This is a genomic window from Streptomyces sp. NPDC030893 (assembly GCF_055571535.1).
The window spans coordinates 206,556-231,189 of record NZ_JBVIFC010000013.1 but is presented as its reverse complement, the minus strand read 5'-3'; the positions used below and the strand labels follow the sequence as shown (position 1 = coordinate 231,189).

Here is a 24,634-nt window from a genome sequence, read left to right as displayed (position 1 = left end):
AAACGCCCGGTTACATTCCGAACCCGGAAGCTAAGCCTTACAGCGCCGATGGTACTGCAGGGGGGACCCTGTGGGAGAGTAGGACGCCGCCGAACTACCTTTAGAGCTCTGGCTCTTGGGCACAGCCCAAGAGTCAGAGCTTTTTTGCGTTGAGGTAAGGTCGGGGGGCATCGTCGATACATTTCCCCACAGGAGGATCCCGGGTGGAGGTCCAGGAGACGCGGGTGCAGACAGACCGCGTCCTCACCATCCCGAACATGCTCAGCATGGCGCGGCTCGTTGGCGTACCCCTGTTCCTGTGGCTGATCCTCAGGCCGGAGTTCGGTGGTCCTAAGAGCGACGGATGGGCGCTCCTGGTGCTGGCCTTCAGCGGCGTCAGCGACTACCTGGACGGCAAGCTCGCGCGGCGGTGGAACCAGATCAGCAGCCTCGGCCGGCTGCTCGACCCGGCCGCCGACCGTCTCTACATCCTCTCCACCCTCGTGGGCCTCACCTGGCGCGAGATTCTGCCGCTCTGGCTCACCGCCGTGCTGCTGGCCCGCGAGCTGGTTCTCCTGGTCATGGTGGGCATCCTCAGGCGGCACGGCTATCCGCCGCCCCAGGTGAACTTCCTGGGGAAGGCCGCCACCTTCAACCTGATGTACGCCTTCCCACTGCTCCTGCTCAGTGACGGAACTGGCTGGATCTCGTCACTCGCTGCTATTTTCGGCTGGGCGTTCGCCGGATGGGGTACAACCCTGTATTGGTGGGCAGGAGTGCTTTACGTGGTCCAAGTCCGCCGTCTGGTTCGTGCGGACCCTGTGGCCGATTGAACTCGCTGATCAGTACGCGCAACGTGGCGCGACGACCCGCACTGTAAAAGTGCCGGCCAATCCCGGCGGGTGAAGTCGGTCAGACCGTCGTCTCTTCGAGGAGGACGCTTCCGACATGAAGGCCGTCGTGATGGCCGGAGGCGAAGGCACCCGCCTTCGCCCCATGACCTCAAGCATGCCCAAGCCGCTCCTGCCGGTGGCCAACCGGCCGATCATGGAGCACGTTCTGCGGCTGCTCAAAAGGCATGGGCTCAACGAAACCGTTGTGACTGTCCAGTTCCTTGCGTCGCTCGTCAAGAACTATTTCGGTGACGGCGAAGAGCTCGGAATGGAGCTCACCTATGCCAATGAGGAGAAGCCCCTCGGTACCGCCGGTAGCGTCAAGAACGCCGAGGAGGCGCTGAAGGACGACGCTTTTCTCGTCATCTCCGGCGACGCCCTCACCGACTTCGACCTCACCGAGCTGATCAATTTCCACAAGGAAAAGGGCGCCCTGGTCACGGTCTGCCTGACCCGTGTGCCCAATCCCCTGGAATTCGGCATCACCATCGTGGACGAGGAAGGCAAGGTCGAGCGCTTCCTGGAGAAGCCGACCTGGGGGCAGGTTTTCTCCGACACGGTGAACACCGGTATCTACGTCATGGAGCCCGAGGTCTTCGACTACGTCGAGCCCGATGTGCCCGTCGACTGGTCCGGTGACGTCTTCCCTCAGCTGATGAAGGAAGGCAAGCCCGTCTACGGCTATGTCGCCGAAGGCTACTGGGAAGACGTCGGCACGCACGAGAGCTATGTGAAGGCCCAGGCCGACGTCCTGGAGGGCAAGGTCGACGTCGACATCGACGGCTTCGAGATCTCCCCGGGCGTATGGGTGGCCGAGGGCGCCGAGGTGCACCCCGACGCCGTCCTGCGTGGCCCCCTCTACATCGGCGACTACGCCAAGGTCGAGTCCGGCGCGGAGATCCGCGAACACACCGTCGTCGGTTCCAATGTCGTCGTCAAGAGCGGTGCCTTCCTGCACAAGGCCGTCGTGCACGACAACGTGTACGTGGGGCCGCACAGCAACCTGCGTGGCTGCGTCGTCGGCAAGAACACCGACATCATGCGCGCCGCGCGGATCGAGGACGGTGCCGTCATCGGTGACGAGTGCCTGATCGGTGAGGAATCGATCGTCCAGGGCAATGTGCGGGTCTACCCGTTCAAGACCATCGAGGCCGGCGCCTTCGTCAACACCTCCGTCATCTGGGAATCCAGAGGACAGGCGCACCTCTTCGGGGCTCGGGGCGTGTCCGGCATCCTGAACGTGGAGATCACACCCGAACTCGCGGTGCGGCTGGCCGGTGCGTACGCGACGACGCTCAAGAAGGGCTCGACCGTCACCACGGCCCGCGACCACTCCCGCGGCGCCCGTGCGCTCAAGCGGGCGGTGATCTCGGCACTGCAGGCCAGCGCCATCGACGTACGGGACCTGGAGAACGTACCGCTGCCCGTGGCGCGGCAGCAGACCGCGCGGGGCAGCGCCGGCGGCATCATGATCCGGACCACGCCCGGAGTGCCGGACTCCGTCGACATCATGTTCTTCGACGGGCAGGGTGCCGACCTCTCACAGGGCAGCCAGCGGAAGCTGGACCGGGTCTTCGCGCGGCAGGAGTACCGGCGTGCGTTCCCCGGGGAGATCGGCGATCTGCACTTCCCGGCGAGCGTCTTCGACTCGTACACGGGATCGCTGCTGCGCAACGTCGACATCACCGGGATCGCCGAGTCCGGACTCAAGGTCGTCGTGGACGCCTCCAACGGCAGTGCCGGCCTGGTGCTGCCGAGCCTGCTCGGCAAGCTGGGCGTCGACTCGCTGACCATCAACCCCGGTCTCGACGAGTCCAGGCCCACCGAGACGGCCGACATGCGGCGCTCGGGACTGGTCCGGCTCGGGGAGATCGTGGCGTCCTCGGGAGCCGCCTTCGGTGTACGGTTCGACCCCGTCGGTGAGCGGCTGTCCCTGGTCGACGAGAAGGGGCGGATCGTCGAGGACGACCGGGCGCTGCTCGTGATGCTCGACCTGATCGCCTCCGAGCGGCGCAGCGGTCGGGTCGCCCTCCCGGTGACCACGACGAGGATCGCCGAGCAGGTGGCGGCCTACCACGGCACGCAGGTCGAATGGACGACCACCTCGCCGGACGACCTCACGCGCGTGGGCGGCGAAGAGGGAACCATCTTCGGCGGCGACGGCAAGGGCGGGTTCATCGTCCCGGAGTTCAGCAGTGTCTATGACGGCACCGCCGCCTTCGTCCGGCTCATCGGGCTCGTCGCCCGCACCCAGCTCACGCTCAGCCAGATCGACGCGCGCATTCCGCGGGCGCACGTGCTCAAGCGGGACCTGGCGACGCCGTGGGCGGTCAAGGGCCTGGTGATGCGGCGGGTCGTCGAGGCGGCCGGAGAGCGCTCCGTGGACACCACCGACGGCGTGCGCGTGGTGGAGACCGACGGCCGCTGGGTGATGGTGCTGCCCGACCCGGCCGAGGCGGTCACCCATCTGTGGGCCGAGGGCCCCGACGACGCCTCCGCGCAAGCACTGCTCGACGAGTGGTCGGCGGTGGTCGACAGCGCGGGACGGTAGGCCGAGCGGTACCCGGGTGTGCCGGACAAGTGCCCCCAACGGGGCCTGTCCGGCACGCCGGTAGGGCCGTTTCGGAGGTAGTGGCCGCGGCGTGCGACGATGTGCGGCATGCCGCAGCATCCCCCCGTTCGGAGCACACCCGCGCGGCCCGCACGCCCGGACGCCTCCATGTCGTTGATCACCAACGTCATGGACCACAGTCTCGACGACGGATACGCCGAGGCAGCCGCGCGCAGGAAGTCCGACGGGGACGGCGGCATGCCGAAGACCCTCAGGGCGAAACTCGGACTCGCCGGCGGCCTGGTGCTGGCCGCACTGATTGTGACGCTCGGCGCCGCACAGGCCCGGGTGGAGGCTCCGGCCGTCGCCAAGGAACGCGAGGAGCTCATCGACCGCATCGAGCGGGAGACCGAGGCCGCCGACAGGCTCGAGGACACCGTCGACGAACTCCGCGTGGACGTGAGCGCACGGCAGCGTGAGGCCCTCCGTGACAGCGGCGAAGGCGACCGGTCCACGCTGGTGGGCATGCTGTCCGGCGCGACCGCGGTGCACGGGCCCGGAGTGCGGCTCGTGGTGGACGACGCCGAGGACGCCGGCGTGGGCGGTGACGGGGATGCCCGCTCGGCCTCCGGATTCTCCGACACCGGCCGGGTCCGTGACCGTGACATGCAGCGCGTGGTCAACGGCCTGTGGGAGTCGGGCGCGGAGGCCGTCGCCATCAACGGGCAGCGGCTGACCGCCCTGTCGGCGATCAGGGCCGCCGGAGACGCGATACTGGTCGACAACAGGCCGCTGGTGCCGCCGTACACGGTGCTCGCGGTGGGGGACGGCGGGCCGATGAGCGACCGGTTCCAGAACAGCGCGGACGGACTCTATCTGCACGCCCTGCAGGAGAACTACGGCATCCGCACCGCCATCTCCGTGGAGGACGACGTCCGGCTGCCCGCCGCGCCGAGCGTGATCGTACGTACCGCACAGCCGATAACCGAGAAGGGCACATCGTGATCGCCGTACTGGGCCTCGTCGTGGGAGTCGTGGCCGGACTGTTGGTCCGGCCCGAGGTTCCGGCGGTTGTCGAGCCTTACCTGCCGATCGCCGTCGTCGCGGCGCTCGACGCCGTGTTCGGAGGGCTGCGGGCCATGCTCGACGGCATCTTCGACGACAAGGTCTTCGTGGTCTCGTTCCTGTCGAACGTCGTCGTCGCCGCGCTGATCGTGTTCCTCGGCGACAAACTCGGCGTGGGAGCCCAGCTGTCCACCGGTGTCGTGGTCGTCCTCGGCATCCGCATCTTCTCCAACGCCGCGGCGATCCGCCGGCACGTGTTCAGGGCGTGAGGCCGATGAACGATCACGAGCACCCGCACGACGGGGCCACGCGCCCGGCGGTGTCCCCGCCCAGGAGCGCCCCCGAGGGACCGCCCGCGGCCGGCCTGCGCAGGGAACTGCCCGCCGAGGTGCCCGCGAGCGCGCCCACGCCCGCGGAGGAGAACCTTCCGCGGGAGCCGGCCGGGCCCGCGCTGACCGGACGGCAGCGGCTGGTGAAGGGGCTGTGGCCACCCCGGCTGACCCGCGCCCAACTCATCGTCGCGCTGCTGCTGTTCGGCCTCGGCTTCGGTCTGGCCGTGCAGGTTGCCTCCAACAGCGACAGCGACAGCGCGCTGCGCGGGGCACGCCAGGAAGATCTTGTGCGCATCCTCGATGAACTCGACAACCGCACAGAGCGTCTTGAGGACGAGAAGCAGGGCCTCGAGAAACAGCGTGACGAGCTGGAGAACAGCTCCGACCAGGCCGAGGAGGCCCGCAGGCAGACGATCGAGAAGGAGAGGCAACTCGGCGTCCTGGCGGGCACCGTCGCCGCTCAGGGCCCCGGGATCACCATGACCATCGAGGACACGAAGGGAATGGTCGAGGCGGACATGCTGCTCGACGCCGTCCAGGAACTGCGCGCGGCCGGTGCCGAGGCGATCCAGGTGAACGGTGTACGAGTGGTGGCGAGCACCTACCTGACGGATTCGGAGGACGGGATCGCCGTGGACGGGAACAAGATCACCGCTCCCTATCGTTTCAAGGTCATCGGCAAGCCGCAGGACCTCGAGCCGGCCCTCAACATCCCCGGAGGCGTGGTGCAGACTCTCGAGAAGGAACAGGCCACCGTTACCGTGGAGCGGTCCACCAAGATCGTCGTGGATGCCTTGCGGGCGGCGAAGCGGCCTGACTACGCTCGGTCGTCCTCCCGGTGAACCGGGGGTGCATGGGGGGCTTCCGGCGAGGGCAGGAGGTTGCGGGGGGTCGGCGCACCGAATGGGTGGTGCGTGGTGGAAACTGTCTGGCGGAGGCGGACGTTGTGAAGATGTCCGGGTCGGCCAATGTGTTCAGTCAGGGTTCGTCCTGCCCCACGGGCGGGTCTGTTTCGGTCAAGGGGAATCGCCCGTGAAGTTGTTTGCGAAGTTGTTCGGCAAGAGCGCGCGGCGAGAGGACAGCGACAACGCGACCGCTCGTCACCGCGCACAGCCTGACGCGGAAGGTCAGCGTCCGCTGTTCCGGGACCAGGTGGGTCAGGGCGCGCCGTCCGTTGACCCCGCACAGTCGGGCGGCATAGGTTTCGGACAGCCGTCGACCTCAGGTACGGGTGGTGGGTACCCCGACCCGTACGCGTCCCAAGCCCCAGGTGGGCAGCCGCGGCAGGAGGATTCCATGTCGGCCCTGGTGTGTACGAGGTGTGGTAACCGCAATGCGGAGAACAGCCGCTTCTGTTCCAACTGCGGTGCTCCGCTGAGGCCCGGAGTCGCTCCCGAGCGCCCCTCGGAGACGACGTCCACGATCTCCATCTCCGGTCTCGAGGCCTACGACGCCGAGGCCACCGGCCAGACGCAGATGCCGACGCTCTCCCCGGAGGCGCAGGCGGCCGTCGACGCGCTGCCGATGGGGTCCGCGCTGCTGGTCGTGCGCCGGGGGCCGAACTCGGGCAGCCGCTTCCTGCTGGACGGCGACCTGACCACGGCCGGGCGTCACCCGCAGAGCGACATCTTCCTGGACGACGTGACGGTCTCCCGCCGCCACGTGGAGTTCCGCCGCAGCCCCGACGGCTCGTTCACGGTGGCCGACGTCGGCAGCCTGAACGGCACCTACGTCAACCGTGAGCGGATCGACCAGATCGCCGTGTCCAACGGGGACGAGGTGCAGATCGGCAAGTACCGGCTGGTCTTCTACGCGAGCCAGCGGGGCTACTGACGGCCCCGGTTCCGGCCGGGGGAGCCCAGGGAAGGTCCATGCTTCAGACACCGAGCGGCGGTGCCGGCGACGGCGCCGCCGCCGCGGGCACCGGACTGATGAGCATCGGGGCGGTGCTGAACGTGCTGCGTGAGGAGTTCCCCGAGGTCACCATCTCCAAGATCCGCTTCCTGGAGTCGGAAGGGCTGATCGAGCCGCAGCGGACCCCGTCGGGGTACCGCAAGTTCAGCGCCGGGGACGTCGAGCGCCTCGGACAGGTGCTGCGGATCCAGCGGGACCACTATCTGCCGCTCAAGGTGATCCGGGAGCACCTGGCGGCCATGGAGCGCGGTGAGGCCGCCCCGCTGCCGGTGCTGAGCCGTCCGGGTGAGGGTGAGGCCGCCGCCCACGAACCGGCCGCCGACGGGCCCGCACCGGCCCGTATCGGCCGCTGCCAGCTGCTCGCCGCCGCCGGTGTCGCCGAGCCCGAACTCGCCGAGTGGGAGTCCTACGGACTGCTCGCCCCCGTGGAGGACGGGGTGTACGACGCCGAGGCGGTCACGGTCGCCGGGCTCATCACCGAGCTGGGGCGGTTCGGGATCGAGCCACGTCATCTCCGGGCGATGAAGGCCGCCGCCGACCGGGAGGCCGGTCTGGTGGACCAGGTCGTCGCCCCGCTGCGGCGCCACCGCAACCCGCAGACCAGGGCGCACGCCGAGGCCCGCACCAAGGAGCTCGCCGGACTCGCGGTGAAGCTGCACGCGGCGCTGGTGCAGTCGGCGCTCGGGGTGCGGCTGCCCTGATCGCGCGGGGCCGGGGGAGCGGATCGGCCACCCGACCCCGGCCCGACTACCCAAACGTCCCGGGCACGGCCTAGGGTTGCTGTGTGAACGAGCTCGATGTCGTAGGTGTCCGGGTCGAGATGCCCTCCAACCAACCGATCGTGCTGTTGCGTGAAGTGGGCGGCGACCGCTACCTCCCCATCTGGATCGGACCAGGGGAGGCGACGGCCATCGCCTTCGCCCAGCAGGGCATGGCACCGGCACGACCGCTGACCCACGACCTGTTCAAGGACGTGCTGGAAGCCGTCGGACAGGAGCTCACCGAGGTGCGCATCACCGACCTGCGCGAGGGTGTCTTCTACGCGGAGCTGGTCTTCGCCAGCGGGGTCGAGGTGAGCGCCCGCCCCTCCGACGCCATAGCGCTGGCGCTGCGCACGGGAACGCCGATCTACGGCAGTGACACGGTGCTCGACGACGCCGGCATCGCCATTCCGGACGAGCAGGAGGACGAGGTGGAGAAGTTCCGCGAGTTCCTCGACCAGATCTCGCCGGAGGACTTCGGAACCAGCAACCAGTGAGGGAGGGCGGCCGCCGCCGTGGCCGGGCGTCAGGCCCGAGCGGCAGGCATTCGGCTAGCCTTTCCCCGCGGTGGGGCACGGGAAACCACTCTTAGGGTGATTATCACTCGGCGTGCCGAGTGTGGCGATCGTTGACGCACCCTTGGTGACTGCCTACCGTCGGGGAGGCAGGTCAAGGACGGAGGTCGGCGTGAGAAGCAGCGGCGACGGTACGGCTGGGGGTGCCCCCGGACGCGGTTTCGGGGCGAGCGGGCCGTATCCTCCCCAGAGCTCCCGGTTCCGGCCGAGCGCGGGGTATCCCGTGCACGGCGGTGCGACCGAGCACGCCCCGCAGCGGCCCACGGCCGTGCCGAGCGGCGCGGGGGCGGCGGTCACGGCCTCCGAGGAGATCGGCTACCGGGGACCCACGGCCTGCGCCGCCGCCGGCATCACCTACCGGCAGCTCGACTACTGGGCCCGTACGGGACTGGTCGAGCCGAGCGTGCGACCGGCCCACGGGTCGGGGACGCAGCGGCTGTACAGCTTCCGCGACGTCGTCGTGCTGAAGATCGTCAAGCGGTTCCTGGACACGGGCGTGTCCCTGCAGAACATCCGCAGCGCCGTCCAGCACCTGCGCGAGAGCGGCTTCAGCGATCTGGAGCGCATGACGCTGATGAGCGACGGCGCCACCGTCTACGAGTGCGCCTCGCCCGACGAGGTGCACGCCCTGCTCCAGGGCGGCCAGGGCGTCTTCGGCATCGCCGTGGGCGTGGTGTGGCGCGATGTCGAGAGCGCGCTGTCGCAGCTGCACGGGGAGCGCGTCGACACCGGGGAGACCCTGGTCGGCCACAACCCGATGGACGAGCTGGCGCGGCGCCGCAACAAGGCCGTCTGAGAAGCTCCCGCACCCCTCCCAACAGGGCATTGTCAGTGGCGTAGGGCAGCATCGGACACGTGAGAGCCGCGCCCACGATCCTGCATCTCGACATGGATGCCTTCTTCGCCTCGGTGGAGCAGGCGTCCAAGCCGAGTCTGCGCGGGAAGGCCGTCGTCGTGGGCGGGCTCGGGCCGCGCGGTGTGGTCGCCACCGCCTCGTACGAGGCACGGATCTTCGGCGTCCACTCGGCGATGCCCATGGCGCAGGCCCGGAGGCTCGCGCCCAACGCCGCGTACCTGGTGCCGAGGTTCGCCCTCTACCGGTCCATCAGCGAGCAGGTGATGGGCCTGCTGCGGGCCATGTCGCCGCTGGTGGAGCCGCTCAGCCTGGACGAGGCCTTCGTGGACCTGGAGGCCGGCGGCAGCGCCTGGGACGAGCGGTCGGCCCGTCTGGCCGGGGCGAAGCTGCGCGCGGACATACGGGAGGTCACGGGGCTCACCGGTTCGGTGGGGCTGGCCGTCTCCAAGATGCTCGCGAAGATCGCCTCGGAGCAGGCGAAGCCGGACGGGCTGGTGCTGATCGAGCCGGGCACGGAGCGTGCGCTGCTGGCACCGCTGTCCGTGCGCACCCTGCCCGGTGTGGGCCCGGCGACCGGTGACCATCTGCGCCGGGCCGGGATCCACACGGTCGGCGAACTCGCCGAGGCGGGGGAGGACGAACTCGTACGGCTACTGGGCAAGGCCCATGGGCACGCGCTGTTCGCGATGGCGCTGGCGCGGGACGAGCGGCCGGTGGTGGCCGAGCGGGAGGCCAAGTCGGTGTCGGTGGAGGACACCTACGACGTGGACATCCACGACCGGGTGCGGGTCGCCGCGGAGGTCGTGCGGCTCGCCGACCGGTGCGTGCGCAGACTGCGCGGGGCCGGTCTGTCGGGACGCACGATCGTGCTCAAGGTGCGGCGGTACGACTTCTCCACGCTCACCCGGTCCGAGACGCTGCGGGGGCCCACGGACGATCCCGCGGTGGTGCGCGAGGCCGCCGCGCGGCTGCTGGACGCGGTCGACACCACGGGCGGGGTGCGGCTGCTCGGGGTGGGAGTCAGCGGACTGGCCGACTACACCCAGGAGGACCTGTTCGCGCAGGCGGCGGGCGTGGCCGGGGAGGAATCCGCTCACGAGGCGCCCGAGGCCGCGCAGGAGGCGGCGAGCCCGGTCCCCGCCGAGCGGCGCTGGCCGGCCGGGCACGACGTGCGGCACAGCGCGTACGGGCACGGCTGGGTGCAGGGCAGTGGGCTGGGCCGGGTCACCGTCCGCTTCGAGACGCCCGATTCCCGGCCGGGCCGGGTGAGGACCTTCCGCACCGACGACCCGGCCCTGGAACCGGCGGATCCGCTGCCGCTGGTGTCACCGGGACCGGGGGAGGACGAGAGCGCGAGAGCCGGCGACGGGAGCGGGTGAGCGGGGCGGCGGGTCAGACCTGCTTGTCCTTGCCCGCCAGCCTGCCGAAGTCGCGGTCCTCCAGCGGAGGGGGCGCGGCGACGTCCAGACCGTAGTGGTGGTAGAGCTGAAGTTCCTGCTCGGGGGAGAGATGGCGGCCCACACCGAAGTCGGGTGCGTCCTTGATCAGGGCCCGTTCGAACGGCACGTGGAGGGCGCCGTCGATCAGTTCGCTGGGCTCCAGGGGGACGAAGGCGTCCCGGCTGAACAGGCCGGTGCGTATCGCCGCCCACTCCGGTACGCCGGTGGCGTCGTCGAGATACACCTCGTCGATGGTGCCGATCCGGTTTCCGGTGCGGTCGAACGCCTTGCGGCCGATCAGGTGGCGCGGATCGATGTCGGTCTGCACGGGCCCTCCACTGGTCGCAAACTCATCCGTAAGCACTACAAAACGGCAGAATCGGCGGTGCGGCCACTCGAAGCCCCGGTGTTGTGCTCGCTGGTACGCTGGCAATCGGCCGCTGACCCCGTGCGGGAGAGCCCTCCAGGCACCACCGGAGGCGCCGAAGGAGCAAATCCTCCCCGGAATCTCTCAGGCACACGTACCGCACGGACGAGGTCACTCTGGAAAGCAGGGCGGGTGTCGACGGCTTCCGCTCTCACCGACGGTGAAAACCGGACCGCCCCGGGCGTTCCGGTGAAGCTCTCAGGTTGAGATGACAGAGGGGGAGGCCGTCCGGGCACCTGCGCCGTGGTGCCCCTCGAAGGTCGTCGGACCAGGAGGCCTCCTCAATGACCGCCCCTCGCACTCCGCTCTCCGAACTCGAACGGGGAATCCCCTTCGAACAGCGCCACATCGGCCCCGACCACGAGGCCCGGGCCAAGATGCTCGCCCAGGTCGGCTACGGCTCGCTGGACGAGCTGACCGCCGCCGCCGTGCCGGATGTGATCAAGAACGCCGAGGCGCTGGACCTGCCCGGTGCGCGGAGCGAGGCCGAGGTGCTGGCCGAGCTGCGGACCCTGGCCGACCGCAACGAGGTGCTCGGGTCCATGATCGGGCTCGGCTACTACGGCACCTTCACACCGCCCGTCATCCTGCGCAACGTGATGGAGAACCCCGCCTGGTACACGGCCTACACGCCCTACCAGCCGGAGATCTCCCAGGGCCGGCTCGAGGCGCTGCTGAACTTCCAGACCGTGGTCGCCGAGCTCACCGGCCTGCCCACCTCCGGTGCCTCCCTGCTCGACGAGGGCACCGCCGCCGCCGAGGCGATGGCGCTGTCGCGGCGCATGGGCAGGAACAAGAAGGGCCTGTTCCTGGTCGACGCGGACGCCCTGCCGCAGACCATCGCCGTGATCGAGACGCGTGCCGAGCCGACCGGGGTGGAGGTCGTCGTCGCCGACCTGAGCGACGGCATCCCCGCCGGGCTCGCCGAGCGCGAGATCAACGGCGTGCTGATCCAGTACCCGGGCGCCTCCGGTGCCGTGCGCGACATCAAGCCGGTCATCGACCAGGCGCACGAGCTGGGCGCGCTCGTCACCGTCGCCGCGGACCTGCTCGCCCTCACCCTGCTGAAGTCGCCCGGCGAGCTGGGCGCGGACATCGCCGTCGGCACCACCCAGCGTTTCGGTGTGCCGATGGGCTTCGGCGGACCGCACGCCGGCTACATGGCGGTGCAGGAGAAGATGGCGCGCAGCCTGCCCGGCCGTCTCGTCGGCGTCTCCGTCGACGTGGACGGACACAAGGCCTACCGCCTCGCCCTGCAGACCCGTGAGCAGCACATCCGCCGTGAGAAGGCCACCAGCAACATCTGCACCGCCCAGGTGCTGCTGGCCGTCATGGCCGGGATGTACGCCGTCTACCACGGCCCCGAGGGTCTGCGGGTCATCGCCCGGCGCACCCACCGGTACGCCACGGTCCTCGCCGAGGGGCTGCGGGCCGCCGGAGCCGAGATCGTGCACGGCTCCTACTTCGACACGCTGACCGTGCGCGTCGCCGGGCGGGCCGCCGAGGTCGTGGCCGCCGCCCGTGACAACGGCGTCAACCTGCGTCTCGTCGACGCCGACCACGTCTCCATCGCCTGCGACGAGACCACCACGCGCGACCGGCTGACCGCCGTGTGGAGCGCCTTCGGCGCCGAGGGCGACATCGAGGCCCTGGACGCGGCCGCCCCGGACACCCTGCCGGACGCCCTGCTGCGCGACGACGAGTACCTGACGCACCCCGTCTTCCAGCAGCACCGCTCCGAGACCGCGATGCTGCGCTACCTGCGCCGCCTCGCCGACCGCGACTACGCGCTGGACCGCGGCATGATCCCGCTGGGCTCCTGCACCATGAAGCTCAACGCGACCACCGAGATGGAACCGGTCACCTGGCCCGAGTTCGGGCAGCTGCACCCGTTCGTGCCCGCCGAGCAGGCGCAGGGCTACCTCACCCTCATCCGTGAGCTGGAGGAGCGTCTCGCCGAGGTCACCGGCTACGACAAGGTCTCCCTCCAGCCCAACGCCGGTTCCCAGGGCGAGCTGGCCGGCCTGCTCGCCGTCCGCGGCTACCACCGGGCCAACGGCGACGAGCAGCGCACCGTCTGCCTGATCCCGTCCTCCGCGCACGGCACCAATGCCGCCAGCGCCGTGATGGCCGGAATGAAGGTCGTCGTCGTCAAGACGTCCGACGACGGCGAGGTCGACGTCGCGGACCTGCGGGCGAAGATCGGGCAGTACCGCGACCAGCTGGCGGTGCTGATGATCACGTACCCCTCGACGCACGGTGTGTTCGAGGAGCACGTCGCCGACATCTGCGCCGAGGTGCACGAGGCCGGCGGCCAGGTGTACGTGGACGGCGCCAACCTCAACGCCCTGGTCGGTCTGGCCAAGCCCGGCCACTTCGGCGGCGACGTCTCGCACCTGAACCTGCACAAGACGTTCTGCATCCCGCACGGCGGCGGCGGTCCCGGCGTCGGCCCGGTCGGCGTACGGGCCCACCTCGCCCCGTACCTGCCGAACCACCCGCTCCAGCCCGAGGCCGGGCCGGAGACGGGCGTGGGCCCCATCTCGGCGGCGCCGTGGGGTTCGGCGGGCATCCTGCCCATCTCGTGGGCGTACGTCCGTCTCATGGGCGGCGAGGGCCTGAAGCGGGCCACCCAGGTGGCCGTGCTCAGCGCCAACTACATCGCCAAGCGCCTGGAGCCGCACTACCCGGTGCTCTACACCGGCCCCGGCGGCCTGGTCGCGCACGAGTGCATCATCGACCTGCGCCCGCTGACCAAGGCGACCGGCGTGACCGTGGACGACGTGGCCAAGCGTCTGATCGACTACGGGTTCCACGCGCCGACGATGTCGTTCCCGGTGGCCGGCACGCTGATGATCGAGCCCACCGAGTCCGAGGACCTGACCGAACTCGACCGGTTCTGCGAGACGATGATCGCGATCCGTGCCGAGATCGAGAAGGTCGGCTCCGGTGAGTGGCCCGCGCACGACAACCCGCTGCGCAACGCGCCGCACACCGCCGCCGCTCTCGGCGGTGAGTGGGAGCACGCGTACGAGCGCGAGGAGGCCGTCTTCCCGGCCGGGGTGAGCGCCGCCGACAAGTACTGGCCGCCGGTCCGCCGTATCGACCAGGCCTACGGCGACCGGAACCTCGTCTGCTCCTGCCCGCCGCTGGACGCGTACGAGGACTGACGCGGAGGTGTCCAAGGGGCTCCGCTCCGGCCGGGTGGCCGGGCGGGGCCCCTTCGGTCCGCCGATGGCCGTCCACGCCGCCCGGTGAACCCGTGCTTCCGGGCACCGTGCGCGGCTAGGCCGGGTACGCGTGCGTCTGTGCGGCCTTGACCGCGGCCCACACCTGTGCGCCCGGACGGAGGTCGAGTTCGGCCGCGGCGACCGTGGTGAGGTCGGCGGCCAGGGACAGCTCACCGGTGAGCTCCGCGCGGATCTGGTCGCCGTGGCTCTCCAGCCCGGCGATGGCGCACTGCCAGAGGTTGCGGGCGCTGGAGCCGGTGGGCCGTTCCCGGTGGAGGGTCACCGCACCGGGCGGGAACGCCACGAAGGCGGGCCCGGAGAGGTCCTCGGTGGTGCTGACGGCGGGCCCCGCGTCGAGCCGTACCGTGTGGCCCTCGGCCTGCCCGCGGTACAGGTTGAGGCCGACCAGCTGGGCGATGTACTCGGTGCGCGGGTGCCGGGCGATGTCGGCGGGCGTGCCCTCCTGCACGATGCGCCCGTCCTCCACGACCACCAGACGGTCGGCGAGCACCATGGCGTCCAGCGGGTCGTGCGTGACCAGGACGGCGACGGCCTCGAACGCGGCCAGATGGCGGCGGAGCTGCGCGCGCACCTCCAGCCGGGTGCGGGCGTCCAGGGCGGCGAGCGGTTCGTCCAGGAGCAGCAGCCGGGGGCGGGTGGCCAGCGCGCGGGCGAGGGCCACGCGCTGGGCCTGGCCGCCGGAGAGCCGCCGGGGCTTGGCGTCCGCGTGCCCGGCCAGTCCCATCCGGTCCAGCCACTCGGCGGCCAGGGCGCGGGCCGCCGCCTTGCCGGTGCCCCGGCAGCGCGGTCCGAAGGCGACGTTGTCGAGGGCGGTCAGATGGGGAAAGAGCAGGTAGTCCTGGAAGACGACGCCCACCGGGCGGGACTCGGGGGGTGTCCGGCGCAGGTCCGTGCCGTCCAGCCGCAGACGGCCCGCGGTGAGCGGTGCGAGGCCGGCCAGGGCGCGCAGGGCGGTCGTCTTGCCCGCGCCGTTCGGGCCGAGCAGGGCGACGACGTCGCCGGGCGCGGCGGTCAGCGCGATGTCCAGGCGGAACGCGCCGCGGTCCACGACGAGGTGCGCGTCCAGCCCCTCGGCGGCGGGCCCGGTCGTCCCGCTGGACCTGTTCGGCATGACCATCAGACGGCCCTCATCCAGCGGTCCCGCAGCCCGGCCAGTACGGCGATGGACACCGCGAGGAGCACCAGGCTGAGGGCGATCGCCGCGGCCGGGTCGTTCTGCAGGGCGAGGTAGACGGCGAGCGGCATGGTCTGGGTGCGGCCGGGGAAGTTGCCGGCGAAGGTGATCGTCGCGCCGAACTCCCCGAGGGCCCGCGCCCACGCCAGGACGGCGCCGGCTGCGATACCGGGAGCGATCAGCGGCAGTGTGACGCGGCGGAACGCGGTGAAGCGGGAGGCGCCCAGGGTGGTGGCGGCCTCCTCGTAGCGCGGGTCGGCGGCCCGCAGCGTGCCCTCGACGCTGATGACGAGGAACGGCATCGCCACGAACGTCTCGGCCAGGACGACGCCCGTGGTGGTGAACGGCAGTGTGATGCCGAACCACGCGTCCAGCCACTGGCCGACGACCCCGTTGCGGCCGAGGGCGAGCAGCAGGGCGACACCTCCCACCACCGGCGGCAGCACCAGCGGGAGCGTCACCAGGGCACGGACCAGGCCCCGGCCGGGGAAGTCCGTACGGGCCAGCAGCCAGGCCAGCGGGACGCCGACGAGCAGGCTCAGCACGGTCGCCGTCGTGGCGCACAGGAGTGACAGGCGCAGCGCCTCCCAGACCTCGGGGCTGGTCAGCTGCTCGGGCAGGCTGCGCCAGGGAGCCCGCAGGAGCAGGGCGAGGAGGGGCACCAGAAGGAAGGCCAGGCCCAGCAGGGCGGGCACGAGGAGAGCGAGCGGGACACCGCGGCCGGGCGGGCGGGGGCGCGCCGTGCGGGGCGCTTCCTGGCCGGTCCTCATGGCTCGAGGAATCCCGCCCCGCCCAGCACCCGCCGGCCCTCCGGGGACTTCACCAGCTCCAGGAACGCCTTGGCGGCGGAGGGGTTGGGGGCGTTCTCCAGCAGGGCGATAGGGTAGTCGTTGACGGCCTCGGCGGACTCGGGGAATTCCACGCCCTCCACCTTGTCACCGGCCGCGCGCACATCCGTGCCGTACACGAGGGCGGCGTCCGCCTCCTTCAGTTCGACCTTCGTCAGCGCGCTCTTGACGTCCTGCTCGTAGGAGACGGGTGTCAGGGGGACGCCGCCCGCGGTGAGGGCGGTCTGCGCGGCGGTGCCGCAGGGCACCGTCCGGTCGCAGAGCACGACCTTCAGACCGGAGGCGGTCAGGTCGTCGAGGGAGTCGATCCCGTGCGGATTGCCCGGTGCGGTGGCGATCTGCAGCCGGTTGCGGACGAACGTGCTCGGGCTGCCCGCCGTGTGCCCCTCGTCCGTGACGAGCTCCATCGTCGTGGTGCTGGCCGCCGCGAAGACGTCGGCGGGGGCGCCGTTGTTGATGCCGGCCGCCAGGGAGTCGCTGCCGCTGAAGTTGAAGGCGACCTCGGTCCCCGGGTGGTCCCTCTCGAACCGTTCGCCCAGCTCCGTGAAGGTCTCCTTCAGGGAGGCGGCCGCGAACACGGTGACCGTGCCGGTGACCTCCTCCCCCTCCGCCGCGGAGGAGGACTCCGGACCGGACGAGGAGCAGCCGCTCAGCGCGAGGACGGCGACGGCCCCGATGCCGGCGATCTGCCGGTACGCGTGGGCCCGGCGCGTGGAACGGGTCATCTCGGGGGCTCCCTCGGTAGGGCGGGAAGAGCCCGCAGGACCCTTCCGATACGCCGATCATACTGGCGCATCCGCGAGGTGAAAGTCCCCTGTCTCATCGCATGAGCCAGGTGAGAAGGCGCAGAGGGCCGCATGTGCGTTCCTCCTTGCGGACGGGTTCGCTCACGTGCGGTCGATATGGACGTTTGTCGACTTCACCCGTGCGGTGGCCTCCACACCGACCTCCAGGCCCAGTTCCTCGACGGCCTCGCGGGTGAGCAGGGAGACGAGACGGTGCGGCCCGGCCTGGATCTCGACCTGGGCGGCGACATCGCCGAGCTTGATCGCCGTGACGATGCCGGGGAAGGCGTTGCGGGCGGAGGTGTATGGGGTGTCCTCCTCCGCGGTTGCCGCCCTGGCGAGTTCGACGGAGAACGCGGCGAGATCCCGTCCGTCGACGAGCCGCCGCCCGCCGTCGTCGCGGTGGGTGGTGATGCGCCCCGCGTCCGCCCAGCGGCGGGCGGTGTCCGGGCTCACTCCGAGCAGCCTCGCTGCCTGGCCGATCGTGTAGGACTGCATGCCGGTCACGATAGGGCGCGGTGCGGGACGCGTGGTCGCCGGTCGGCCTCGGAGCGGTGCGGCCGGGCGTGCGTCGGGGCCGGCGCGCGGGGAGGTGGTCCCGCGGTCCGGCCCCCGGTCCGCCCGCGCGCGTTCCGGTCCGTCCGGTCGGGCTCGTGGGCTCAGGCGGTGGTCAGGCTGGTGCCCCGGTGGCGCTGCGGGCCGATGATCCTGCCGTCGGGCAGGAGCTCACCGGTGTCCTCGAAGAGCACGACACCGTTGCACAGCAGGCTCCAGCCCTGCTCCGGGTGGTGCGCCGCGAGACGGGCGGACTCCCGGTCGGCGGAGTCGGCTGAGGGGCACGGTGGCTGGTGCTGGCACATGGGTGGGATCTCTCGCTCTGTGGTGACCTGTGAGTCGGCTGTCGTGTCAGTTCCGCGGCGTGAAGCGTCGTTCATGGCCGCCCCCCGTTGTGATAGGTCGGTCGGAAACCAGTGTTGCCCCACGGACAAGGATCCGCAGGGATTTCGCGGCACCGCTCCTCACAGGGTGATGACGCATCACCCGCGCGGACGGTTCATCTCAACTCCCCTGCCGCTTCGGGTGGTTCGCCCTGGCCGAATGGGGCTAGTCCACATACGCGTACCCCCCGCCCGGGGCACCGGGCGGGGGGTACGGGAGCGGGACGTCAGGCCGGTGACCGGAGCAGACGGGTCGGGGTCACGGTCGGGGTCACGGTCGGGGTCACCCGGTGGGTCAGCACCGGAAGGAGATCGGTGACCCGGTGCGGACGGTGGGCGGCGATGCCGGGCGGTGCCGGCGCGAGCGGGACGAGCAGGTCGGTGGCGGCCGGGTGGCCGCCGGCGCCGTCCGCGGCGGGGTCGCCGTGCAGCCAGAGCGTCAGCATGTAGAGACCGGGCACGGACAGCAGCCGCGGCTGGTACGGCTGGGCCATGGCCTCGGCCTGGCGCAGGGCCAGTTCGGTGGAGGCGATGTACGGGCCCTCGAAGAAGCGGGAGAAGGTCCAGCCGTCGGCGGTGAGCACGGTGTCGGCGGCGGCCACCGCGCGGTCGCCGGTACGGATCAGGAAGCGCCACCCGGCCAGCCGGGTCGCGGTCTCGCCGTCGGCGGTGACCCGGTCGAGGACGTGCACCGGGAGGGGGAGCTCGGGTGAGGCGGGTCCCTGGGCGCCGAGCAAGGACGGAGTTCGCGCCTCACGGACCGCGGTCGGTGAGGAGAGCGCGGTCAGGACGGAACGCAGTGCGGGCGCGGGAGCCGGGGGGACATGCAGCGGCATGGTGGGTCGCCTCTCATTCGAAGGCACAGTGGCGCGAGGGCGGGGCGGACGGCGCTGTCAGCTCGCGAAGGTCAAGAGGCAGGGGCCGGGGTCTGAGCGCGGGAGACGGGGGTGTGGACTGCCGCACGCCGCCTCTCGGCTGGATCACTCGACCGCGGGCGCCAACCTTCTGCCTTGTGGGCGAAGTTTATACGACACGTGTTCAGCCTATGTTTCGTCTAGCTCATTGCGGACCGGTGAACAAGGGCACTTCTGGCCGGTGAAATGCGGAAATAATCCCGATTCCAGGACGGGCGCACGTCGATGACCTCGGACAACGACCGCCGAGCGGTCGGCCCATTCTCGTCGGCGTTTTTCACGAGTCCGCATCCGGTATGCGCCGTACACGCTGTGCCATGCCCCGTGAATGTGCCACTGGTCACCTTCGGCCAGACTAGCGGCTGACGGGTCCGTCCGGGACGTTATCGATCGCATTCGCGGGGCATCCTCCCTTGTGGACCGGGACCCCGGCGGCCGTTCTTCGGTCCGCCCATCCGAGGAGGGACGCTTCGATGGGGGAGAAGGTCGTGGCAGGTCAGTTCGACCTCTCCGATCGCCAGCGGTACCGCGAGAAGCTCCGCGGCTGTCTGACGGCGCTGGAGCGGCTCCTGGCGGAGAAGCGGTTCGACCGCCCCAGGAACCTCATGGGGCTGGAGATCGAATTGAATCTCACGGGCGCCGACGGCATGCCGAAAATGTTGAATGCGCAAGTCCTCGAACGGATCGCCAGCCGGGACTTCCAAACAGAGCTCGCGATGTTCAATCTGGAAGTGAACATCGCGCCCCACCGATTGAGCGGGCGGGTATTCGACCGGCTCGACGAGGAACTGCGCACCTCGCTCGCCTATGCCGACCGGAAAGCCCGCGAGGTGGACGCGGGCATCGTGATGATCGGCATCCTGCCGACACTGGACCGGGACGACCTCGTCTCCTCGAACCTTTCCGCCGTCGACCGCTACGCGTTGCTCAACGATCAGATCGTGGCCGCGCGCGGTGAGGACTTCACCCTCGACATCGACGGTGTGGAACGCCTCAGCTGCACCTCGAAGTCCATCGCCCCCGAGGCCGCCTGCACCTCGGTGCAACTGCACCTCCAGGTCACCCCGGAGCGTTTCGCCGGGGTGTGGAACGCGGCGCAGGCCGTCGCCGCCGCGCAGATCGCCGTCGGCGCCAACTCGCCGTTCCTGTTCGGCCGGGAACTGTGGCGGGAGTCCCGGCCCCCGCTGTTCCAGCAGTCCACCGACACCCGCCCGCCCGAACTCCAGGCCCAGGGCGTGCGGCCGCGCACCTGGTTCGGGGAGCGGTGGGTGACCTCCGCGTTCGACCTCTTCGAGGAGAACCTGCGCTACTACCCGGCCCTGCTGCCCATCTGCGACGACGAGGACCCGCTCGAGGTGCTGGACCGCGGAGGCGTTCCCTCGCTCGCCGAACTGGTCCTGCACAACGGCACCGTCTACCGCTGGAACCGCCCCGTCTACGGCATCGCCGACGGCGTCCCCCACCTGCGCGTGGAGAACCGCGTACTGCCCGCCGGGCCCACCATCACCGACGTCATCGCCAACGCGGCCTTCTACTACGGCGTCGTCCGGGCCCTCGCCGAGGACAGCCGCCCGGTGTGGACGCGGCTGCCCTTCGAGGCCGCGGCCGCCAACTTCGACGCCGCCTGCAAACACGGCATCGACGCCCGCTTCACCTGGCCCCGGCGCGGCCGTCTCGGCGGGCTGGGCGAGGTGGACGCGGTCACCCTCGTACGGGACGAGCTGCTGCCGCTGGCCGAGGCCGGGCTGGACGCGTGGGGCATCGAGCCCGCCGACCGCGACCTGTACCTCGGGGTGATCGAGGAGCGGTGCCGGCGCCGGGTGAACGGTGCGACGTGGCAGGCCGCGACCTTCCACCGGGCCCTCGACCTGGGCCTCGGCCGGGAGGCCGCCCTGGCCGCCACCACCCGCCGCTACCGCGAGCTGATGGAGCAGGGAGACCCCGTGCACACCTGGCCGGTGGGACTGCCGGAACCCGTGCCCACGGGCTGACCGCGGACGGCCCCCCGTCCGGCCCGCACGGCCGCTGCCCTCATACTGATCGCACCGATCGGTCATGTGGAGGCAGGTGTGCAGGCGGAGGCGGGCCCGGGGGCCGATTCCCTTCCCGAGCGGAAGCTGTCACGGACGACGCTGCGCAATGAGACGCTGCTGGTGCTCGCGCTGTCGCTGGGCGCCAGCGGGGTCTCGGCGCTGATCAGCTTCGTCGGCTCGGTCACCCGGCCGGGCGGGCTGAAGGACCAGGCGGCCACCCTCAACGCCTCGGCCGCGCCGGGCCGCCCCTGGCTGGACCTGGCCTGGCAGCTCTTCGGGATCGCCACGGCGCTCGTCCCCGTCGCGCTCGTCGCGCACTTCCTGCTGCGCGAGGGCGCGGGGCTGCGCACGCTCGGCTTCGACCGCACCCGCCCCTGGTCCGACCTCGGCCGCGGGGCGGCGGTCGCGGCGGTCATCGGCAGCAGCGGCATCGCCTTCTACCTGGCCATGCGCGGCCTCGGCTTCAACCTCACCGTGGTGCCGGAGGCGCTGCCCGAGGTGTGGTGGAAGTACCCCGTGCTGATCCTCTCGGCGCTGCAGAACTCGATCGTCGAGGAGGTCATCGTCCTCGCCTACCTGCTGCGCCGGCTCGACCAGCTGGGCTGGTCCCCGGGCGCCGCCCTGGCGGGCAGCTCGCTGCTGCGCGGCACGTACCACCTCTACCAGGGCATCGGCGGCTTCATCGGCAACATGGTCATGGGCGTGGTGTTCGTGTACCTGTACCGGCGCTGGGGCCGCGTCGGGCCGCTGGTGGTCGCGCACACGCTGCTCGACATCGGGGCGTTCGTGGGGTACGCGCTGCTGGCCGGCAAGGTGGACTGGCTCCCGACGGCCTGAGACGGCGACGAGGGGGCGTGCCGCGCGGCGGTACGCCCCCTGCGCCGTGCCGGGCTCAGACCAGCAGGTCGCCCTCGATGACCGTCACGGCCCGCCCGCTCAACAGGGTGCGCGCGCCGCGCACTTCCGTACGGACGCGGCCGGAGCGCGGCGAGGCCTGGAGACCGGTGAGGGTGGCGCGGCCGAGACGCTCCGACCAGTACGGGGCCAGCGCGGTGTGCGCGCTGCCGGTCACCGGGTCCTCGTCGATGCCGACGTTCGGGAAGAAGCAGCGGGAGACGAAGTCGTAGCCGAGGGCGGGGTTCTCGGCGCGGGCGGTGGCGATGACGCCGCGCTCGGAGTGGGCGGCCAGGGCCTTGAGGTCGGGGCGCAGGGCGTGGACGGTGCGCTCGTCGGCGACCTCGACGAGCAGGTCCCCGATGTCCGGGCCGGTGTCGAACGCCGTGAGGGGCCGGGCGCCCAGCGCCTCGGCGACGCCCTCGGGGATGTCGACCGCGGTGAGCGGGGCCGTGGGGAAGTCCAGCGTGACGGTGCCGTCCTCACCGGGGGTGGCGACGAGCACGCCGCTGCGCGTGGCGAACCGCACCGGTCCCCGGTGCGCGCCGGTGGTGTGCAGGACGTGCGCGGTGGCCAGGGTCGCGTGGCCGCACATGGCCACCTCGGTGGTGGGGGTGAACCAGCGCAGCGCCCAGTCGGCCTCGGCGCCGTCGGGGAGGGGATGGGCGAAGGCGGTCTCGGCGTGGTTGACCTCCAGTGCCACGCTCTGCAGCCGGTCGTCGTCCGGGAAGGCGTCCAGGAGCAGTACCCCGGCGGGGTTGCCGGCGAAGGGCCGGTCGGTGAAGGCGTCCACGATTCGAATCCGCATGGCCCTGACCGTACGGGCTGTGGGCGGCGGGAGACCAAGGCCAATGGGCGGGAGGTGGACCGGTGGGCGGTCATCGCTCCGTCGCACCGCGGCGGTGGGGCGTCGTGGTGAGGCGGCGCAGCGCGGACCGGGCGGGCGGGCCCCAGGTGCGCTTGCCGCCCGGGCGGCCGTGGACGCCCGCGTCCGCGATGAGGAGACAGACGAGGGCTTTGAGCACCGCCCAGCCGCGTGCGCGTCGCCGGGTCGCGCTGTCCGCGGCGGGCCCGTAGGCACGGTGGAAGCGGTCGACGGCCCCGTCCGGCAGCAGGGTCCAGGCGGCGGCGAGGTCGCAGGCCGGGTCATCGGCGAAGAGGTCGCCGAAGTCGATCACGCCGCAGAAGGCGCCGTCCGCGGTGAGGACGTTGGCCGGGTGCAGGTCGCCGTGGAGCCACAGGGCGGGCCCCGCCCACCCGGGCGCGGCCACGGCGTCCTCCCAGACCTCGCGGACGGCGTCCGGGTCGGAAAGCAGTCCCCGCTCGGTGGCCGCCGACAACTGCTGGGCGAACCCCTCGGCATGGCCGGCGAGCGGCCCCCCGCGGTCGCGGCCGGCCGGGGCCCCTTCGGGGGCGGGCCGGTGCAGCGCGGTCAGGAAGGCGGCCAGGCTGTCGGCCGCCTCGGCGGCGCGTGTGGCGGGGGCGAGGTCGGCGGGCGAGCCGTCCACCCACGTGGTGACGAGCCAGGGCCGCGGGAACCGCTCGGACGGCTCGCCGAGGCGCTGCGGGACGGGGACCGGCAGGGGGAGACGCGGAGCGAGAACGGGGAGCCAGGCGTGCTCCTTGAGCAGCAGCCCGTCCGCGGACTGCGTCGCCCAGGGCAGCCGGACGGCAAGGTCGTCACCGAGCCGCCAGAGCTGGTTGTCCCAGCCGCGCGCACCGAGCCTCAGGGGCCGTCCGGCCAGATCGGGGTGCTGCTCGCACAGCAGACCGCGGACCAGGTCAGCGGTGATCTCGATCTCCGTGTGCGTCATGCGGAGTCACGGTACCCGCCGACGGGAGCCGACGACGTACCGGAGCAGACGGGAAGGCCGGTCAGCCGAGGTAGTCCGCGCGCCCCTCGTCGTCGCGTTCGAAGGGGCCGTCGGGGATGACGCGGAACTCGTTGCCCTCGGGATCCGCCGTCACCAGGAACCCGCCGGCGTCGTACTCCTCCAGCCGGCGTCCGCCGAGCGCCTCGACACGCTGTCGCTCAGCGAGCGGGTCGGTCGAGGTGACGTCGACGCAGCCGTCCACCGGGCCCCGTGCGGCCCACGACCGGCCGGCCGAGCAACTCGGACCAGAACGCGGCCAGCCGCTCGGACGGGTCGTCAATCGGTTGTCGAGTCTTGCCCAACAAGCTATCTCGATATATCGTTGAGGTATCGCGATCGATCAACGAAGGAATGGAGTGATGGCGATGCGTACGCATGGCTACGAGCGTGGACATGGTCACGGCGGCCCGCGGGGCGGCCGGGGGGACTTCGACCGGCTGCGTGCGGCGTTCGGGCCCTTCGGGCCCGGAGGGCCGGGCGGCCCCGGCGGGCCGTTCGGTCCGGGGTTCGGCCACGGTGGCCCGTGGGGCGGGCGAGGGCGCGGGGGGCCGGGCGGCCCCGGCGGGCCGTTCGGTCCGGGGTTCGGCCACGGTGGCCCGTGGGGCGGGCGAGGGCGCGGGGGGCCCAGGGGAAGGGCCCGGCGAGGTGACGTACGGGCCTCGATCCTGGCTCTGCTGAAGGACCGCCCCATGCACGGCTACGAGATGATCCAGGAGATCGCCGAGCGCAGCGGCGGGGCGTGGAAGCCCAGTCCCGGGTCGGTGTACCCCACCCTTCAGCTGCTGGAGGACGAGGGCCTGATCATCAGTGAGTCCGAGGGCGGCAAGAAGCTGTTCTCCCTCACCGACGCAGGTCGCACGGCGGCCGAGGAGGGCCCGGAGGCTCCCTGGGAGGAGGCCTCGCGCGGGGTCGACTGGGAGGCGCTGAGCGAGATCCGGCAGGCCGGCTCCGGACTGATGGAGGCCTTCGGCCAGGTCTGGAAGACCGGCAGCAAGGAGCAGCGGGAGAAGGCCCTCGCCGTCATCAACGAAACCCGCAAGAAGCTGTATCTGATCCTCGCCGACGAGGACTGACCGGACACCGGGGCCGGGGGCGTGCCGCAAACCGGCGCGCGCCCCTCGGCGGGAGACG

The 24,634-nt window shown here is 71.3% G+C and carries 23 protein-coding genes, 1 rRNA gene, 1 pseudogene and 1 riboswitch; of the genes and pseudogenes, 15 read left to right on the top strand and 10 right to left on the bottom strand.

Annotated elements, in window-relative coordinates; genetic code table 11:
* From rrf to ACZ434_RS24120, 11 genes and pseudogenes are all read left to right on the top strand, one after another.
* A 5S ribosomal RNA gene (gene rrf, locus ACZ434_RS24170) occupies positions 1–95 on the top strand; the annotation flags it as partial.
* Positions 96–203: 108 nt separating this feature from the next.
* Positions 204–812, top strand: a complete 609-nt coding sequence (locus ACZ434_RS24165) for a CDP-alcohol phosphatidyltransferase family protein (protein WP_468459145.1) — start codon at positions 204–206, stop codon at positions 810–812.
* Positions 813–927: 115 nt separating this feature from the next.
* The gene (locus ACZ434_RS24160) at positions 928–3,423 is read left to right on the top strand and encodes a sugar phosphate nucleotidyltransferase (RefSeq protein ID WP_468459142.1); all 2,496 of its coding nucleotides are present in this window, start codon (positions 928–930) and stop codon (positions 3,421–3,423) included.
* A gap of 168 nt (positions 3,424–3,591) precedes the next feature.
* Entirely contained in the window at positions 3,592–4,428 is an 837-nt protein-coding gene (locus ACZ434_RS24155; protein ID WP_468459165.1) for a DUF881 domain-containing protein, read from the top strand.
* On the top strand, positions 4,425–4,757 hold the full coding sequence (locus tag ACZ434_RS24150) for a small basic family protein (RefSeq protein ID WP_003988855.1): 333 nt from the start codon (positions 4,425–4,427) through the stop codon (positions 4,755–4,757). The genes ACZ434_RS24155 and ACZ434_RS24150 overlap by 4 nt, the downstream gene beginning before the upstream one ends.
* 5 nt (positions 4,758–4,762) lie before the next feature.
* A complete protein-coding gene (locus tag ACZ434_RS24145) occupies positions 4,763–5,662 on the top strand; it encodes a DUF881 domain-containing protein (protein WP_468459140.1) in 900 nt (299 codons plus the stop codon).
* Positions 5,663–5,723: 61 nt separating this feature from the next.
* Positions 5,724–6,653, top strand: coding sequence for an FHA domain-containing protein (locus ACZ434_RS24140; RefSeq protein ID WP_468459138.1), 930 nt, complete (start codon positions 5,724–5,726; stop codon positions 6,651–6,653).
* A 38-nt stretch (positions 6,654–6,691) separates the two neighbouring features.
* The gene (ftsR, locus tag ACZ434_RS24135; protein ID WP_468459136.1) at positions 6,692–7,435 is read left to right on the top strand and encodes a transcriptional regulator FtsR; all 744 of its coding nucleotides are present in this window, start codon (positions 6,692–6,694) and stop codon (positions 7,433–7,435) included.
* An 83-nt stretch (positions 7,436–7,518) separates the two neighbouring features.
* Entirely contained in the window at positions 7,519–7,992 is a 474-nt protein-coding gene (locus ACZ434_RS24130) for a bifunctional nuclease family protein (protein WP_004934251.1), read from the top strand.
* A gap of 190 nt (positions 7,993–8,182) precedes the next feature.
* A complete protein-coding gene (locus ACZ434_RS24125; RefSeq protein ID WP_468459134.1) occupies positions 8,183–8,866 on the top strand; it encodes a MerR family transcriptional regulator in 684 nt (227 codons plus the stop codon).
* Positions 8,867–8,925: 59 nt separating this feature from the next.
* Positions 8,926–10,400 (top strand): annotated as a pseudogene (locus tag ACZ434_RS24120) (DNA polymerase IV).
* Here the strand turns inward: ACZ434_RS24120 and ACZ434_RS24115 are convergent.
* The gene (locus tag ACZ434_RS24115) at positions 10,319–10,693 is read right to left on the bottom strand and encodes a PRC-barrel domain-containing protein (RefSeq protein ID WP_468459132.1); all 375 of its coding nucleotides are present in this window, start codon (positions 10,691–10,693) and stop codon (positions 10,319–10,321) included. The pseudogene ACZ434_RS24120 and the gene ACZ434_RS24115 sit on opposite strands and share 82 nt — an antisense overlap.
* 113 nt (positions 10,694–10,806) lie before the next feature.
* Positions 10,807–10,902: riboswitch (glycine riboswitch) on the top strand.
* A gap of 174 nt (positions 10,903–11,076) precedes the next feature.
* On the opposite strand from ACZ434_RS24115, the gene gcvP reads away from it, so the two are divergent.
* Positions 11,077–13,962, top strand: coding sequence for an aminomethyl-transferring glycine dehydrogenase (gene gcvP / locus ACZ434_RS24110; RefSeq protein ID WP_468459130.1), 2,886 nt, complete (start codon positions 11,077–11,079; stop codon positions 13,960–13,962).
* Positions 13,963–14,077: 115 nt separating this feature from the next.
* On the opposite strand, the gene ACZ434_RS24105 is transcribed toward gcvP, so the two are convergent.
* The 6 genes from ACZ434_RS24105 to ACZ434_RS24080 all read right to left on the bottom strand — a co-directional run bounded on the left by ACZ434_RS24105 (position 14,078) and on the right by ACZ434_RS24080 (position 18,624).
* Positions 14,078–15,154, bottom strand: coding sequence for an ABC transporter ATP-binding protein (locus ACZ434_RS24105; RefSeq protein ID WP_468459128.1), 1,077 nt, complete (start codon positions 15,152–15,154; stop codon positions 14,078–14,080).
* A 5-nt stretch (positions 15,155–15,159) separates the two neighbouring features.
* Positions 15,160–15,987: an ABC transporter permease gene (locus tag ACZ434_RS24100; protein WP_468459126.1), complete on the bottom strand. Its 828-nt coding sequence runs from the start codon at positions 15,985–15,987 to the stop codon at positions 15,160–15,162.
* On the bottom strand, positions 15,984–16,790 hold the full coding sequence (modA, locus tag ACZ434_RS24095) for a molybdate ABC transporter substrate-binding protein (protein WP_468459124.1): 807 nt from the start codon (positions 16,788–16,790) through the stop codon (positions 15,984–15,986). Before modA ends, ACZ434_RS24100 begins: the two co-directional genes overlap by 4 nt.
* A 162-nt stretch (positions 16,791–16,952) precedes the next feature.
* On the bottom strand, positions 16,953–17,348 hold the full coding sequence (locus ACZ434_RS24090; protein ID WP_468459122.1) for a TOBE domain-containing protein: 396 nt from the start codon (positions 17,346–17,348) through the stop codon (positions 16,953–16,955).
* Positions 17,349–17,509: 161 nt separating this feature from the next.
* Positions 17,510–17,710, bottom strand: a complete 201-nt coding sequence (locus ACZ434_RS24085) for a DUF5999 family protein (RefSeq protein ID WP_468459120.1) — start codon at positions 17,708–17,710, stop codon at positions 17,510–17,512.
* Between the two features lie 305 nt (positions 17,711–18,015).
* Positions 18,016–18,624, bottom strand: a complete 609-nt coding sequence (locus ACZ434_RS24080; RefSeq protein WP_468459118.1) for a hypothetical protein — start codon at positions 18,622–18,624, stop codon at positions 18,016–18,018.
* 551 nt (positions 18,625–19,175) lie between these two features.
* On the opposite strand from ACZ434_RS24080, the gene ACZ434_RS24075 reads away from it, so the two are divergent.
* The gene (locus ACZ434_RS24075; protein WP_468459116.1) at positions 19,176–20,693 is read left to right on the top strand and encodes a glutamate-cysteine ligase family protein; all 1,518 of its coding nucleotides are present in this window, start codon (positions 19,176–19,178) and stop codon (positions 20,691–20,693) included.
* 78 nt (positions 20,694–20,771) lie between these two features.
* Complete coding sequence (locus ACZ434_RS24070; RefSeq protein WP_468459114.1) at positions 20,772–21,572, top strand: CPBP family intramembrane glutamic endopeptidase; 801 nt, start codon at positions 20,772–20,774, stop codon at positions 21,570–21,572.
* Between the two features lie 55 nt (positions 21,573–21,627).
* Here ACZ434_RS24070 and ACZ434_RS24065 read toward each other — a convergent pair whose 3' ends face one another.
* From ACZ434_RS24065 to ACZ434_RS24055, 3 genes are all read right to left on the bottom strand, one after another.
* Complete coding sequence (locus ACZ434_RS24065) at positions 21,628–22,437, bottom strand: PhzF family phenazine biosynthesis protein (protein ID WP_468459112.1); 810 nt, start codon at positions 22,435–22,437, stop codon at positions 21,628–21,630.
* A gap of 70 nt (positions 22,438–22,507) precedes the next feature.
* Positions 22,508–23,443, bottom strand: coding sequence for an aminoglycoside phosphotransferase family protein (locus tag ACZ434_RS24060; RefSeq protein ID WP_468459110.1), 936 nt, complete (start codon positions 23,441–23,443; stop codon positions 22,508–22,510).
* Between the two features lie 61 nt (positions 23,444–23,504).
* A complete protein-coding gene (locus ACZ434_RS24055) occupies positions 23,505–23,705 on the bottom strand; it encodes a VOC family protein (RefSeq protein WP_468459108.1) in 201 nt (66 codons plus the stop codon).
* 163 nt (positions 23,706–23,868) lie between these two features.
* Here ACZ434_RS24055 and ACZ434_RS24050 point away from each other — a divergent pair, with 163 nt between their 5' ends.
* Positions 23,869–24,576, top strand: a complete 708-nt coding sequence (locus ACZ434_RS24050; RefSeq protein WP_468459163.1) for a PadR family transcriptional regulator — start codon at positions 23,869–23,871, stop codon at positions 24,574–24,576.
* Positions 24,577–24,634 lie beyond the last annotated feature (58 nt).